A 13,999-nucleotide genomic window follows, 5' to 3' on the forward strand; every position below is an offset into this window, starting at 1 on the left:
GGAGTGACATCGTGCAGAGCTGGCTCGACGAGAATCTCGCCCGGTTGATCGACAAGCATGGCGTCCCGGCCGCCTCGATCGCCGTCCTGGCCGACGGCGAGGTGAGTGCGACGGCCGCGGGGATCCTGAACCTGAACACCGGCGTCGAGGCGACCACGGACGCGATCTTCCAGGTCGGCTCGATCACCAAGCTGTGGACGACCACGCTGATCATGCAATTGGTTGCCGAGGGCAAGATCGACCTGGACCGCCCGGTCCGGGACTACCTGCCGGAGTTCGAACTCGCCGACGAGGCCGCGGCCGCGGCGATCACGCCGCGGCACCTGCTGACGCACACGGCCGGCTTCTCGGGCGACGCGTTCACGCCGACGTCCCGCGGCGACGACGCTGTCGAGCTGTTCGTCCGCGACGTGCTGCCCGGCCTGGCCCAGGAGGTTCCGCCAGGTGCCGGATTCTCCTACAACAACTCGGGCTTCGTCGTTCTCGGGCGGATCGCCGAGGTGCTGCACGAGAAGCCGTACCACGAGTTGGTCCGCGAATACATCGGCGTACCTCTGGAGTTGCAGCGCCTGGCCACGATCCCGGACGAGGCGCTGCTGTACCGCGCCGCGCTCGGACATGTCAGGCCGACTCCGGATGCGCCGCTGCAGGCCGCGCCGGTGTGGAGTCTTGTGCATGCGATGGCTCCGGCCGGTTCGCTGCTGGCGATGAGCGCGCGCGACCTGATCACGTTCGGCCGTGCCTATCTGGATGCGACGCTGCTCGACAAGGCTGCCATCGATCGCCTGTGGGAACCGCAGGTCGACGTGCCGCCGACCGGCGAGATGGCCGATCAGTGGGGCCTCGGCTGGATGATTTTCACGCTCGAGGGCGGACCGGTCTACGGTCACGACGGCGGCACCGTCGGCCAGTCCGCGTTCTTCCGTCTGGTTCCGGACAAGGGCGTGGCCATCGCGCTGCTCACCAACGGCGGCAACACCGCGGCCCTGTACGACGAACTGGTCGGTCACGTCCTGCGGGAGACCGCGGGGATCGAGTTGCCGGCCCGGCCGGTGCCGCCCACCGAGGCGGTCGAGATCTCGGCCGACCTCGTGACCGGTCGGTATGACGGCGTCCTGGCCAGGGCTACCGTCAGCGTCGAGGACGGTGAGTTCTGGGTGTTGGACGAGGCCGTCAGCGACGCGGCGAAGGTCCTGCTGCCGGAACCCCGGCGGACCCGGCTCGTGCCGCTGGACGCATCGCGGTTGATCACCGCCGAACCCGGGAATGGAGTACATGAAGTGCTGGCGTTCATGGAACCAAAGGACGGTCGCGCGGCGTATCTGTTTCGCGGCGGCCGCCTCACGCCGCGTGGTGACTGAGGGTAGTTGCGGCCGCTCTCCCGAACTTGTTGCTCGATCACCCTTTGTGATTGGAATTGGCAACAAACGTGAGTTTGAATCGCCCGGGATAACGGAATGCGCACAGCTGGTCGCCAAGCGGTCAGTCGGGGTCTATGGTGATTACACGGGGGAACGAAGTGAGTACGGGGCGGTGAGGCTATGTCGTGGCAACTGTGGGTGTTGATCGCACTCGCGGCGACCGGTTTGGTACTGCTGGCCGTGGCGCGAATGCGGCACGCTCGCCACGTCTTCGATGACATCACTCGGCTCGACGGGTCGACGCACGGCAGTCAGCCCGGCGCGGGGAGGCCGCCCGGCCTCGCCGGCTTGACGGGTATCGCGGGACGGCCCGGGTTCGCCGGCCGGATCGGGCTGGCCGGCCGGAATGGTTTGGCCGGCGACGAGCTGGCGCAGGCCCGGGCCCGCCGGCTCGAGCCTGGTGAGGAACAGGCTCACGGCACGCGCCGCAAGCACGGCTAGACAGACTCCAGATCGCCCGGTCCCCACCCGGGTTCCGCCCAGAGCCGCTCATGTTCGGTGGCCCGCACAGCGCCGAACGTGAGCGGCCCGAGGCCAACCAGCCCGGCCGTTGACGCGGCCGGGCAGGCTGCCGTTTGGGCCTACTGGTCCTTGTCGAGGAGGCCGTCGCGGCGGGCTACGGCCGCGGCTTCGGTGCGCGAGCGGACGCCGAGCTTGGCGAGGATGTTGGAGACGTGCACGCTGACCGTCTTCTCGCTGATGTACAGCTCCCGGGCCAACTGCCGGTTGGTCCGCCCCTCGGCAAGCAGCGCTAGTACTTCGGTCTCCCGCGACGTCAGCGCGCCCGCGCCACCGGTGTCGACGCCACCGATCTCGTCCAGCAACGGCTTGGCGCCCAGTTCACGCCCGACGTCGGCGGCCAGCGTCGCCTGCTCGTTCGCCTCCGCGACCCGGCCGGCCGCGCGCAACGCGGCCGACAATCGCACCCGCGACCACGCCTGCTCGAAGGTGTAGCCGTACCCGAAGGCGTCCACGGTCCGCTCCCACGCGGACACATGGTCCGCGGGCGTCGGCGCGTCGACTCCGGCCAGCCACCGCAGTCGCTCCCACTCCGACTCGAGCCGCGCGAGCCAGGCCAGCCCCTCGACGCCCATCAGCCGCCCCGGTGGCAGACCCTTCTCCGCTGTCGTCTGTCCATCGGCGAGCAACGTGGCACCCCGCGAGACCAGCTCAGCAGCAGCCGACGGCTCTCCGACGGCCCGATGGCACAGCACCTGCATCCCGAGTGTGGCGAACCGGATCCGCGCCAGGAACCACTCCGCCTGGAAGACATCGGCACACAGCGCCGACACGTCCGCGATCAGCTTCTCCGCTTCGGCCGGCTGATCCAGCTGACGGTAGGCGTCCACCGCCGGCTGCAGACCAAGGATCGGCAGCATCACGTCGAGGTCCCACCACTTGCGCATCCGCTCGAGCTCCTCGGCGACCGCGGTGTCACCCCGCCCGCCCCGGACGGCGAACTCCACGGCCCGCAGCGCTGCCGCGGCGGCCGCGGGAGTCATCGAGTCCGTCCGGGCCGTCGCACTCGCGTCGTCCCACTCGCCGAGGATGAACTGCGTCAACGCCAGCATCCGCCGCGCGTCGAACCCGTACGCCGCCCACTGCCGCCCGAGCTCGCCGGCCCGCTTCGTAGCGAACGCCAGCGCGGACTTCGCATTGACCAGATCCCCCTGCTCGTACCGCGTCGAGCCGAGCAGGAACCGGCTCCGCACCTCGGCGGCCGGGTCGCCGACGAGTTGGGCCCGGATGGCAGCCTCCTCCAGCTGCTTGGCGGCGGTCTCCGGATCACCGGCCCGGCGACGCAGCTGGGCGAGCGTGATGCCGGCGTCGCTGGCTGCGGACTCCTGCCCGGCCTCCCGGGCGATCTCCAGCGCCTTATGGGCCCAGCGCTCGGCCTCCATCGGACGGCCCAGCGCATCGGAGACCTTCGCGTACAGCGACGCGACCTGGGCCTTGAACACGGTGGACGGCTCGTCGTGCACCAGCTTGAGCGCCTGCGAAACCGCTTCGTTGGCTTCCTGATCCTGGTCGATGATCAGCGCAATGTCCGCCAGCGGCAGCAACAATCGGGCGCGCTGCAGCTTGGGCGCGTCGGGCGGCAGATCCGCGAGCGCCTTCCGGAGCAGCTTGAGCGCCCGCAGGTGCTGCGAGGACAACGTCGCCGCCAGCGCGGTGTCGACGATCAGCCAGGTCTTGTCGATGGTGTTGTCCGGCGACGCGTTCGGGAACAGCTCGAGCGCCATCTCGTAGTGCTTCAGCCCCTCCAGCGGGGCGCCGACCGAGATGGCTTCCTGGCCGGCCCGCACGCGCGCCTCGAACGCGGTCGCCAGGTCATGCGACCGGGTGGCGTGACCGGCCAGCTCAGCCGCCGTACCCGCGACGGTCTGGTTCTTCAGCGCCTGCACGTACGCCGCGTGCTGGCGGACTCGCTCACCCGGCAGGAGGTCGTCGTACACGGCCTCGGCCAGCAGGGCGTGGCGGAAGTAGTACCGATCGCTGGTCGGTACGTCGATGATGTGGGCGTCGATCAGCTCCCGCAGCGCGTCGTCGAGCTGGCGGTCGGGCAGGTCCGCGACCGCGGTGAGCAGATCGTGCGGGACGCGCCGGCCCGCGACCGCGATCACCCGGGCCAGCTGCCGCGCGTCGTCGGACAGCGGGTCGAGCCGGACCAGCAGCAGATCGGCCAGATCCGGCGGTACGGCGTCGCCGTCGCCCATCGAGGCCGCGGCCACCAGCTCCTCGGTGAAGAACGCGTTCCCACTGGCGCGGTCGAGGATGCGCCGTACTTCGGTCTCCGGGAGCGGCTCGGTGAGCAGGGAATTGAGCAGGACGCGGGACTCGTCGGCGTCCAGGGGGAGCAGGTTGACCCGGCGCACCCGGGGGTTGCGGGACCACTCGGCGATCGGGCGGCGCAACGGGTGCCGGCGGTGCAGGTCGTCGCTGCGGTACGAGACCACCAGGGTCAGGCGCTGCGAGGTGAGCCGGGTGATCAGGAAACCGATCAGGTCCCGGGTCGAGTCGTCGGCCCAGTGGGCGTCCTCGATGATCACCAGCAGCGGCTCGCTGGTGGACAGCGCCGTGAACGCGCCGAGGACGGCGTCGAACAGCGCGGCCCGGTCGAGCTGGCCCTCCTGCGGCACCGGCTGGGCGCCGATCAGGCGGTGGGTGGGCAGCAGCCGCCCGATCGCCGGGAAGTTGGTCAGCACGCTCTCGACCAGGTCGGGCCGGTCGCCGGCCAGTCGGCCGAAGATCTCCGTGAACGGCAGGTACGGCAGGCCGGCGTCGCCGAAGTCGGTGCAGTGCCCGACCAGGACGCCGAAGCCCCGCTCGTGCGCGCCGTTCGCCACCTCGTCCAGCAGCCGGGTCTTGCCGACGCCGGCGTCACCGGACAGCAGAACGGCGCCGGCACGACGCGTTCTGGCGTCGTCCACGGCGCTCAGCAGTGCGGCGAGCTCGGTCGAGCGGCCGACGAGAGGTGTCGAAGTCCAGGGCACGTCGTCTATTTTCGCCCCTGGCGCCGACACAAATCGACGGCATCCCGTCCGGTGACCCTTCTTGGACGTGAAAACGCCGTCCCTGATCGCAACTTCCGGATCAGGGACGGCGGTCCCGGCGGTCATGCCGCCGTGGTGTATCGGTCGGCCCGGCGGGCGTGTCCCGGCTCAGGCCGCTCGGCCTGCGCCGCGCGTGCCCGGCGGCTCGTCGTACGGAACTGGCGCTTGGTCCGCTCGTGCTTGTAGGCGGTCTCCGCCTTGATCGACTGAGGTGTGATGAACATGGTGTGCCTCCCTTCAGGCTTTCCGGCCGAACAGGTGGACGAGGTTCCGGCGGGTCCGGGTGGTGGTCCGGTGCTGCCGGTAGTCACGGGCGAGGCGCTGCCTGCGGTAGTCGACCTCTGCCTTGACCGATTCGTTGGTGAACATCTGCTGTTCCTCCTGGTTTCTCGCCGGCTTCCTGCCGACACCCTCAATCTGCTCGTCTGAGGTAGCCCCGCACATCGGAACTCCTCCCTATGCCCGGACCTCAGCTGCCCTTAGGCGCCCTAGGTACGGCGTAAGTGGTGTCTAGGGAGCCTGGAAATGAGGGCGGCGCGACCGGCTCGGGGGAGCCGGTCGCGCCGCGGGGTGGGGGGACTGCGGGGGCGCTCTCGCGGTCACATCGCGGGACGTGCGCGGAGTTCGGGCGCGCAGGGCTCGGGAATCTGTGGCTTGGGCTTGCGCTGGAACCAGGCCGGGCGCTGGAAATCGCGCCGGAGACGGTCCTGCCGGTAGCGGATCTCTGCCTGGAGTGAGTCGGTCGAGTGGAAGAACATGCTGATCTCCTCCGCGAGCTTGTCGATGAGAAGATAGTGCGCGCCTGAGGAGGCCCCCCACATCGGCACATATCCCTACGCCCACAGCAACAACCGCCTTAGACGCCTTGTGGACCACCCCACGCGGCTCCCACCCCACCGGACGGTCCATCCGACCTACCGCCTCAGCACTCGCGAGCCACCACCCCACAACCAACCGCCCGACAGCCCCGCCTCGCCACCCCGCCCGGCTGGCTCGGTCTGTCACTTTGTGCACCAGATCCGCACGGCGCCGACCCTCCGGGCACGGATCTGGTGCACAAAGTGCATCCCAGCAGTGGCCGACACCGGTTGGGCCAAGGTCCGGGCTACCGCCTCAGCACTCGCGAGCCACCCCCCACAACCGACCGCCGGACAGCCCCGCCTCGCTACCCCGCCCGGCCGGCTCGGTCGGTCACTTTGTGCACCAGATCCGTACGGCGCCGGCCCTCCGGGCACGGATCTGGTGCACAAAGTCGATCTCTGCGTTGGCCGACACCGGTTCGGCCAGGGTCCGGGCCCGATTCCGCGGTGCTTGCACTCTCACCAGGCAGACCCTCCGCCTCCGGGGCTCTCCCCTCGGACATCCGCAAAGAAGCCGGCACGCGTTCGGATGTCGGCTCCACCATCCGGGGGTGCCGTTTGGCGGGCGGGGGCGCGGACACCATGTCGGGGCCCGGCACACCTCATGACCTGTCCCAGGTCCCGACATCTTGTCCAAGCTCGCTGCTCCTGCCCGAAATCCTCGCCCACCGCCCACCGCCCACCGGCGCCAGCTGGTGGAGGTGTCGTTCCGCCCGGGTGTGCACCAGTCGAGCGTCGCAGCGGCGGCTCGGTGCCTGATCGGAGCACAAAGCTAGCCGGGGTCGGCGACCCACGAAACGACAGGAAGGCCTCATAAACGAGTAGGGGGACCACGGTCGCTCGATCGCGGGGTGCTTCCCCACACCACAGTCCTCACGCGCCTATCACCCAGCACGTCATGACGGGTCCGGGCCGCCGAAGGCAACAGAACTGCCATCGCAGCCAGGGCGGTGTCCGATTGGCTGGGGACGCCGGGAGGCCGGGGCTAGGTGCCGTAGGAGAGGCTTAGTTCGTAGTGGTCGGGGTCCAGGAGTTCGTCGGCGTACTCGGCGAAGCGGTCGTCGGCGGTCCAGCTGGTGCGGGTGGTGTGGAGGAACCAGGCTCCTTCCGGACGGCGGAGGAGCTCGGCTTCGTCAGGGCTCAGGGGGCGGCCACGGAGTCGTTGCTCACAGTGGTCTAGGTAGAGGCCGGCGCGGTTCAGAGTGGTGCTGATCGAGCCGTGGTCCAGGCCGCGTCCGGGCAGGTCGCGCAGCGCGTCCAGCGCGGGGATCCGGCTGCGTTCGAGCGAGATCGCCGTACCGTCGGTGAGTTGCCGGACCCGCTCGATCACGATCACGTCGGGGGACTCGAGTCCGGCCCGGTCGGCCAGGTCGGGATCCTGCGCGAGCGCGATCCGCACGGTCCGCATCCGCGTCTCCACACCTTGCTCTGACAGCGCATGGGTCCAGCCGAGCCGCCCGTCCAGCGGCCGCCCGTCGAACAACACGAACGACCCCTTACCGGTGCGGGTCGTGATCAGGTCGTCCTCGGCCAGTACGGCGAGCGCGGCCCGGACCGTGTTCCGGCTGACCGAGAACCGCCGCGCCAGCTCGACCTCCCCGGGCAGCTGCGCACCACGCCGTACGACGCCCGACCGGATCTCCCGGGCCAGCACCGCCGCCACCCGCTCGTGCTTCAACGAGATCCGGCGCATCATCGCAACTGGTCGACGCTGACGATCTCCAGCATCGGTGCGTACAGCCGCATGATGTCGATCGCCTTGCGATGGTTGTCGTCGGTGGATCCGGCGCACGCCTCTTCGACCACTTGCACATGGACGCCGGCGTCGACCGCGGCCAGGGCCGTGCTGATCACGCAGCAGTCCGTGCTCACGCCACCCAGGACCAGCCGCCCGTCCGACCGGGCCGCCAGCTCGGGACCCCAGGCGCTGAACGTGGTCTTGTCCAGCGTTGGAGCGCCCTTGAACTCGTCGACGAGCTGGTAGTCCTCTGCGTCCGGCGGCTGCAGGGCGAACGGGAACGCCTCGTAGTACGGCACCCAGGCACCGGCCGGTTTCTCCGGGGCCACGAAGCGGGTGAAGACGACGTCCGGTGCGAAGCGCTCGATCAGCGCCTTGGTCGGCTCGATCACCCGGTCGAAGCCCGGCGTGGCCCAGCCGGAGTCCGGGTCGGCGAAGATCCGCTGCAGGTCGATGAGCGCGAGCACCATCAGGCGATCGTCTCCTGCTGACGTACGGCGGACGCCCCGGCGAACCGCTGCACGACGAAGCCGGCCACCAGCGCGACCAGGACACCGAGGTTGGCGAAGGCCCAGTCGCCGGTCTTGCCGCCCAGACCGAACGGGCCGAGCAGGTAGCCCTGCCAGGTCAGCCAGGACGCGAACGTGTTCGTGACCAGACCCCAACCGATGCCGGTGGCAACGATCATGGTGAGCACCGGCAGCCACCGGACGTCGCCGTACCGGCCGATGGGGGTGTAGAGGTCGTCGTCGGTGTAGTCGCGGTGGCGGGTCGCGATGTCGGCGAGCATGATGCCGCACCAGGCCGCGATCGGGACGCCGAGCGTGATCAGGAAGCCCTGGAACTGGCCGAGGAACTCACCGCCGTAGAACACCACGTAGACGGTCCCGGCGATCATCACCAGGCCGTCGATGAAGGCCGCGACGTACCGCGGCACCGGCAGGCCGAGTGACAGCAGAGCCAGGCCGGACGAGTAGATGTCCAGCACCGCGCCGCCGACCAGACCGAGCACCGCGACGATCACGAACGGCACCAGGAACCAGGTCGGCAAGGCCTCCGCGAGCGCACCGATCGGGTCCTCCGCGATCGCCTTGCTCAGGTCCTGCGACGAGCCCGCCAGCAGCAGACCGAAGACCAGCAGGACGACCGGGGCCACCGCGCCACCGAACGTCGTCCAGCCGACCACGCCGGAGCTCGACGACCGGCGCGGAAGGTACCGGGAGTAGTCCGCGGCCGCGTTCACCCAGCCGAGCCCGAAGCCCGTCATCAGGAACACCAGCGCCCCGATCACCTGCTGGCTCGATCCGCTCGGCAGCGCCGACACGGTGCTCCAGTGGATCTGGTCGGCGACCAGGATGATGTAGACGACCGTGAGTACGCCGGTGACCACGGTGATCACGGTCTGCGCCCGCATGATCAGGTCGAACCCGAGCACGCCACAGGCCACGATCAGTACGCCGACCACGATCAGCGCGACCAGCTTCGTCAGATCGCCGCCGCCCCACCCGAGGCGCTCGAAGACGGTCGCGGTCGCCAGCGTCGCGAGGATCGTCAGCACGGTCTCCCAGCCGACGGTCAGCAACCACGAAACCAGCGAAGGGAGTTTGTTGCCGCGGACACCGAACGCCGCCCGGCTGAGCACCATCGTCGGCGCCGAGCCGCGCTTGCCGGCCAGCGCGATCAGCCCGCAGAGCAGGAACGAGAAGACGATCCCGATCAGCCCGGCGATCACCGCCTGCCAGAACGAGATCCCGAACGCCAGTGTGAACGCGCCGTAGCTGATGCCGAGCACGGAGACATTCGCCGCGAACCACGGCCAGAAGAGCTGCGCCGGCCGGCCCTTCCGTTCGGCCTCCGCGATCACGTTGAGCCCGTTGCTCTCCACCGAGAGCGCGCGGGTCTCCTGCACCTCGAGCCGGTCAGCCATGGTGTCTCCCCACCGGAATGGACCTGTTCAGTCCTGTTCAATCACGGTAAGCCCGGTCCCTGGGGTGGTCAAGAATGAATCCATGCTGAGCAACGTGGTGGACGGATTCCGGCTGGCGTACGACCGGATCGGCGAGGGACCGGCCGTGGTGTTGCTGCACGGGTGGCCCGGTGACCGCACCGACTACCGGGTGCTGGCGCCGATCCTGGCCGAGCGTGGCTTCGAGGTGGTGATCCCGGATCTGCGCGGATTCGGTGCGTCGAACAGTCAGTCCCTGGATCCTGCGCAGTACGGCGTGGCCGCGCAGGGGCGGAGCGTGGTCGGGCTGATCGAGGAGCTCGGACTGGACCGTCCCGTGCTCGCCGGGTACGACGTCGGCAGCCGGATCGCGCAGGGGATCGCCCGGAGCCGGCCCGACCTGATCGAGGGCCTGGTGGTCGCGCCGCCGTTGCCGGGGATCGGGAAGCGGGTGTTCTCCGAGCACGCCCAGGCGGAGTTCTGGTATCAGGCCTTTCACCGGCTGCCGGTGATCGAGGAACTGATCGACGGCAACCCGGATGCGGTCCGGTCCTATCTGCGGCATTTCTGGACCCACTGGTCCGGGCCGGGGTTCGAGCCGGAGCTGGATCACCTGGTCGAGGTCTACTCGGCGCCGGGCGCGTTCACGGCATCGATCCAGTGGTACCGGGCGGGTGCGGGGTCGGTCGCGATGTCGGCGGCCGAGACGGCGCCGGCGTCGTACGACCGGATCGCCGTACCGACAGTGGTGCTGTGGCCCGAGTTCGACCCGCTGTTCCCGCGGGCGTGGTCGGACCGGCTGGACGACTTCTTCAGCGATGTCCGGCTGCGGTTCGTCGACGGGGCCGGCCACTACGCGCCGCTGGAGTACCCGGAGATCCTCGCGGAGGAGATTGTCGGACTAGGCTGACCATATGTCCGAGACCGAGCTGGGGATGCCGACGGTGCGGCCGGCAGTCGGTGCGCTGGCGAAGCTCGCGCCCGAGCCGGTTCGGTACCTGCTGAACTGGGGCCGCAAGTACTCGCTCTGGGTGTTCAACTTCGGCCTGGCCTGTTGTGCGATCGAGTTCATCGCGGCGTCGATGGGCCGGCACGACTTCATCCGGCTGGGCGTGATCCCGTTCGCGCCCGGGCCGCGGCAGGCCGATCTGATGGTGGTGTCGGGCACCGTGACGGACAAGATGGCGCCCGCGATCAAGCGGCTCTACGACCAGATGCCGGAGCCGAAGTACGTGATCTCGTTCGGCTCCTGCTCGAACTCGGGCGGCCCGTACTGGGACTCGTACTGCGTGACCAAGGGCGTCGACCAGATCATCCCGGTCGACGTGTACGTGCCTGGCTGCCCGCCGCGGCCGGAGGCGTTGCTGCAGGGGATCCTCAAGCTGCAGGAGAAGATCGCCGGCGAGAACATGCCGAGCCGGTACGACGAACCGTCCGCCGCGGCGCTGACCCGCGGCCTGGTGACGCCTTGAGCCACGACGCTCTGGATGCGCTGACCAGCGCCGGGATCGCCGCGACTGTTGCGGACAGCTTCGGACCGGTGACGATCGACGTACCCGCGGAGTCCTGGGTGCCGGCGCACGAGGTGTTGCGGGACGCGGTCGGGTTCACGTTCTTCGACTTCCTGAGCGCTGCCGACGAGCTGACCGACGGATTCCGGGTGGTGTCGCATCTCGCGGACTTCTGGGGCGGCTCGCATGTCGAGCATGTGCTGGTCCGCACGCTGATCCCGCGCGACAAGCCGGTGCTGGCGACGCTCTCGGAGGTGTACGCCGGTGCGAACTGGCACGAGCGCGAGACGTTCGAGATGTTCGGCATCACCTTCGAGGGACACCCCAACCTGATCCCGCTGCTGCTCCCCGACGGCTTCGAGGGCAACCCGCTCCGCAAGGAGTTCATCCTCGCCTCCCGGGTCGCCAAACCCTGGCCCGGCGCCAAGGAACCCGGCGAATCCGAGCACGCCCCCACCGGCGCGCCTAGCCGCCGCCGCACTCTCCCACCCGGCGTCCCCGACCCCGAAACCTGGGGCCCCCGACCACCCGGCTCCCCCGACCCGGACCCCTTGGCGCCGGCCCAGGCAGCCGCCACCCCGGCCCGACCACGCCGAGCCGGAGCAGAACGCCGTACCCGCAAGCAGGCGGACCCACCACCTCAGGAGTGAGGTGGGGTGAAGTAGAAGACTTCCTCGCGGGTGATTCGGCCGGAGTCGACCGTGCAGAGGGACAGCTTGGTGGTGCGGCTGCGGGTGCCGGTGCGGACGTTGAGTTGGTCGAAGGTGAAGCGGATCGCGAAGCGGTCGTCGAGGATGAGCGGGCCGAGGATCTGGACGCCCAGGTACTCGATGTCGGCGTTGAGGCGGCGGGTGTTCTCGAGGATGGCTTCCGCGCCTTTGAGCTCGATCTCTTCGCCGCCGGTCTCGAGCGGAGCTACGCGGACGACCTCGGGAGCCGACAGGGCCAGGGCCTCGTCGACCCGGCCGGTGGAGAGGGCGTTGACGTAGCGGTCGGCGACCTCGGTAGTGGAGAGGATGCGGAACTCGTCGGCGTGCTCGCCGGCCCAGGTGGCGAAGGTCAGTGCGGGGCGGCCGGTGAGCTGGGTGACCGTGGTGGTGACGGGCTCGGGATTGTCCACGAGGGTGGACCAGTAGGTGACGGCGCTGTTGGCGATGGCGGCGGGAGTGCCTTGGTCGAGCATGGCCTGGCGGGCCTCGTCGCCGGTGAGCCCTTCGATGCGCATCGTCTTGCCGACGGCGCGAGCGATGGTCTCGACCTGTTCGGCCTGGGTCAGGACCTCTGGGCCGGTGAGCTCGTAGGTCTTGCCGATGTGGTGGTCGTCCAGCAGCGTGAGTACGGCGACCGCCGCGATGTCTCGCTCGTGGATCAACGACCGACCGGCCTCCGGGTACGGCAGCCGGATGACGTCGCTGGTGCGGAACTCCGGCGCCCAAGCCTGCGCGTTCACGGCGAAACCGCCGGGTCGCACGAACGTCCAGTCCTTGCCCGCGTCTCGTAGCAACTGCTCGACCTCGCCCCACACGCCGCCGTCCGAGGCGTTGAGCGAGGACAGGTACACCACTCGCCGCGGCAACTGGCCGACCACGGCCTTCGCGCCGGAGGCGTCGAACGACGGCCACAGCAGGAATGCCGCATCCACGTCGGCCGCGGCCCGTCGTACGGCGTCCTCGTCGTAGAGATCACCGCGGACGAGTTCGACGTCCGGCGGTAGCCCGGCGAGGTCCGGCGTACGGACGAGGGCCCGGACGGTCACGCCCGCGGCGCGCAGGCCCGCGACCACGTGGCGGCCGACCCGCCCGGTGGCTCCGGTGACAAGAACGGTGGTCATCTGAGTCTCCTTCAACTGGTTGACGCGACCCACCCTTGGACCTCAACGCTGGTTGAGGTCAAGTCGGACTCGATAGGGTGCGGTCATGCTGGAGTTCGTGGTGCGGGTGGTGGGCGTCCTGGTCGCCTTCCTGGTGGCGCCCTTGCTGGTCGGTCAGGCCGAGCACAAGGTGATGGCGCACATGCAGTCACGGCTCGGCCCGATGTACGCCGGCGCGTTCCACGGCTGGGCGCAGTTGGTCGCGGACGGCGTGAAGTTCGTCCAGAAGGAGAGCGTGGTCCCGACCGCCGCGGACCGGCGGGTCTTCGAGTTGGCCCCGATCGTTGCCCTGCTGCCGTACCTGGCCGCGCTCGCCGCCATCCCGCTCGCGCCCGGCATCGTCGGCGCGGACCTCGACTCGGGTCTGTTCTTCGTGCTCGCGGTGATGAGCATCGGCGTACTCGGCTCACTGATGGCCGGATGGGGGAGCGGCAACAAGTACAGCCTGCTCGGCGGGCTGCGGGTTGCGGCGCAGCTGATGAGCTACGAGCTTCCGTTCGTGCTGTCCGCGGCGAGCGTCGCGGTGGCGGCCGGATCGCTCAGTCTGACCGGCATCGCCCACGCGTGGAACCCGTGGTGGTTGCTCTGGCAGCTGCCCGGGATGGTCGTGTTCTTCATCGCGGGGCTGGCGGAGTTGCAGCGGCCGCCGTTCGACATGCCGGTCGCGGACTCCGAGGTGATCTTCGGTCCGTACACGGAGTACACCGGGCTGCGGTTCGCGATGTTCCTGCTCGCCGAGTACGCCGGGATCGTCGTACTCGCGGGTCTGACCACGGTGCTGTTCCTCGGCGGCTGGAGTGGTCCGGGGCCGGAGTCGATCGGCTGGATCTGGACGATCGTCAAGGTGGCGTTCGTGTCCGTCGTGGTGATCTGGGTGCGGGTCTCGTTCCCGCGGATGCGCGCCGACCAGCTACAGAAGCTCGCCTGGCAGGTCCTGGTACCGGTAGCACTACTCCAACTCGCCCTCACCGGCATCGGCGTCACCATCTTCTAAGGAAGCCCTACGGGCAACCAGGAAGGGACACCGCTTCGCGGCGGTTGTTCTCTGGCGACCTCCGGCGGCGCCGCGAGGTGTGGATGAGGGCCGCTGGGAGTGACGG

General features: G+C 69.5%; 14 protein-coding genes. 6 read left to right on the forward strand and 8 right to left on the reverse strand.

What is annotated here, in order from left to right; translation table 11 throughout:
* Positions 1-11 precede the first annotated feature (11 nt).
* Positions 12-1,361 carry a serine hydrolase domain-containing protein gene (locus OG876_RS17750; RefSeq protein ID WP_328525985.1) on the forward strand — a complete coding sequence of 450 codons (1,350 nt, stop codon included), beginning with the start codon at positions 12-14 and terminating at the stop codon, positions 1,359-1,361.
* A gap of 180 nt (positions 1,362-1,541) precedes the next feature.
* Positions 1,542-1,862 (forward strand): hypothetical protein, encoded by a 321-nt coding sequence (locus OG876_RS17755; protein ID WP_328525986.1) that lies wholly within the window; start codon positions 1,542-1,544, stop codon positions 1,860-1,862.
* A 140-nt stretch (positions 1,863-2,002) separates the two neighbouring features.
* Here the strand turns inward: OG876_RS17755 and OG876_RS17760 are convergent, their stop codons facing one another.
* From OG876_RS17760 to OG876_RS17790, 7 genes are all read right to left on the reverse strand, one after another.
* Entirely contained in the window at positions 2,003-4,915 is a 2,913-nt protein-coding gene (locus OG876_RS17760; RefSeq protein ID WP_328525987.1) for a helix-turn-helix transcriptional regulator, read from the reverse strand.
* Between the two features lie 122 nt (positions 4,916-5,037).
* Positions 5,038-5,199, reverse strand: coding sequence for a hypothetical protein (locus OG876_RS17765; protein WP_328525988.1), 162 nt, complete (start codon positions 5,197-5,199; stop codon positions 5,038-5,040).
* A gap of 13 nt (positions 5,200-5,212) precedes the next feature.
* Complete coding sequence (locus tag OG876_RS17770; RefSeq protein WP_328525989.1) at positions 5,213-5,344, reverse strand: hypothetical protein; 132 nt, start codon at positions 5,342-5,344, stop codon at positions 5,213-5,215.
* A gap of 230 nt (positions 5,345-5,574) precedes the next feature.
* On the reverse strand, positions 5,575-5,796 hold the full coding sequence (locus tag OG876_RS17775; protein ID WP_328525990.1) for a hypothetical protein: 222 nt from the start codon (positions 5,794-5,796) through the stop codon (positions 5,575-5,577).
* 1,024 nt (positions 5,797-6,820) lie between these two features.
* Positions 6,821-7,531, reverse strand: coding sequence for a GntR family transcriptional regulator (locus OG876_RS17780; RefSeq protein WP_328525991.1), 711 nt, complete (start codon positions 7,529-7,531; stop codon positions 6,821-6,823).
* Positions 7,528-8,043, reverse strand: coding sequence for a cysteine hydrolase family protein (locus tag OG876_RS17785; protein WP_328525992.1), 516 nt, complete (start codon positions 8,041-8,043; stop codon positions 7,528-7,530). The genes OG876_RS17780 and OG876_RS17785 overlap by 4 nt, the downstream gene beginning before the upstream one ends.
* Positions 8,043-9,500: a purine-cytosine permease family protein gene (locus tag OG876_RS17790; protein WP_328525993.1), complete on the reverse strand. Its 1,458-nt coding sequence runs from the start codon at positions 9,498-9,500 to the stop codon at positions 8,043-8,045. Before OG876_RS17790 ends, OG876_RS17785 begins: the two co-directional genes overlap by 1 nt.
* 82 nt (positions 9,501-9,582) lie before the next feature.
* On the opposite strand from OG876_RS17790, the gene OG876_RS17795 reads away from it, so the two are divergent.
* The 3 genes from OG876_RS17795 to OG876_RS17805 are packed head-to-tail and all read left to right on the forward strand — an operon-like array spanning position 9,583 to position 11,679.
* Positions 9,583-10,428, forward strand: a complete 846-nt coding sequence (locus tag OG876_RS17795) for an alpha/beta fold hydrolase (protein WP_328525994.1) — start codon at positions 9,583-9,585, stop codon at positions 10,426-10,428.
* Between the two features lie 4 nt (positions 10,429-10,432).
* Positions 10,433-10,990 carry an NADH-quinone oxidoreductase subunit B gene (locus OG876_RS17800; protein ID WP_328525995.1) on the forward strand — a complete coding sequence of 186 codons (558 nt, stop codon included), beginning with the start codon at positions 10,433-10,435 and terminating at the stop codon, positions 10,988-10,990.
* A complete protein-coding gene (locus tag OG876_RS17805) occupies positions 10,987-11,679 on the forward strand; it encodes an NADH-quinone oxidoreductase subunit C (RefSeq protein WP_328525996.1) in 693 nt (230 codons plus the stop codon). Before OG876_RS17800 ends, OG876_RS17805 begins: the two co-directional genes overlap by 4 nt.
* Here OG876_RS17805 and OG876_RS17810 read toward each other — a convergent pair.
* Positions 11,670-12,860, reverse strand: coding sequence for an NmrA family NAD(P)-binding protein (locus tag OG876_RS17810; protein ID WP_328525997.1), 1,191 nt, complete (start codon positions 12,858-12,860; stop codon positions 11,670-11,672). The two genes, OG876_RS17805 and OG876_RS17810, sit on opposite strands and share 10 nt — an antisense overlap.
* An 85-nt stretch (positions 12,861-12,945) precedes the next feature.
* On the opposite strand from OG876_RS17810, the gene OG876_RS17815 reads away from it, so the two are divergent.
* Positions 12,946-13,893 carry a complex I subunit 1/NuoH family protein gene (locus tag OG876_RS17815; protein ID WP_328525998.1) on the forward strand — a complete coding sequence of 316 codons (948 nt, stop codon included), beginning with the start codon at positions 12,946-12,948 and terminating at the stop codon, positions 13,891-13,893.
* The last annotated feature ends 106 nt before the right edge of the window (positions 13,894-13,999 follow it).

It is taken from the genome of Kribbella sp. NBC_00359 (assembly GCF_036097425.1).
GTDB lineage: Bacteria > Actinomycetota > Actinomycetes > Propionibacteriales > Kribbellaceae > Kribbella.

Bases quoted from the DNA above. Each gene is read 5' to 3' on its own strand.
- OG876_RS17755 (WP_328525986.1), top strand. From the start codon at position 1,542: ATGTCGTGGCAACTGTGGGTGTTGATCGCACTCGCGGCGACCGGTTTG.
- OG876_RS17765 (WP_328525988.1), bottom strand. From the start codon at position 5,199: ATGTTCATCACACCTCAGTCGATCAAGGCGGAGACCGCCTACAAGCAC.
- OG876_RS17770 (WP_328525989.1), bottom strand. From the start codon at position 5,344: ATGTTCACCAACGAATCGGTCAAGGCAGAGGTCGACTACCGCAGGCAG.
- OG876_RS17775 (WP_328525990.1), bottom strand. From the start codon at position 5,796: ATGTGGGGGGCCTCCTCAGGCGCGCACTATCTTCTCATCGACAAGCTC.
- OG876_RS17780 (WP_328525991.1), bottom strand. From the start codon at position 7,531: ATGATGCGCCGGATCTCGTTGAAGCACGAGCGGGTGGCGGCGGTGCTG.
- OG876_RS17785 (WP_328525992.1), bottom strand. From the start codon at position 8,043: ATGGTGCTCGCGCTCATCGACCTGCAGCGGATCTTCGCCGACCCGGAC.
- OG876_RS17790 (WP_328525993.1), bottom strand. From the start codon at position 9,500: ATGGCTGACCGGCTCGAGGTGCAGGAGACCCGCGCGCTCTCGGTGGAG.
- OG876_RS17795 (WP_328525994.1), top strand. From the start codon at position 9,583: ATGCTGAGCAACGTGGTGGACGGATTCCGGCTGGCGTACGACCGGATC.
- OG876_RS17800 (WP_328525995.1), top strand. From the start codon at position 10,433: ATGTCCGAGACCGAGCTGGGGATGCCGACGGTGCGGCCGGCAGTCGGT.
- OG876_RS17810 (WP_328525997.1), bottom strand. From the start codon at position 12,860: ATGACCACCGTTCTTGTCACCGGAGCCACCGGGCGGGTCGGCCGCCAC.
- OG876_RS17815 (WP_328525998.1), top strand. From the start codon at position 12,946: ATGCTGGAGTTCGTGGTGCGGGTGGTGGGCGTCCTGGTCGCCTTCCTG.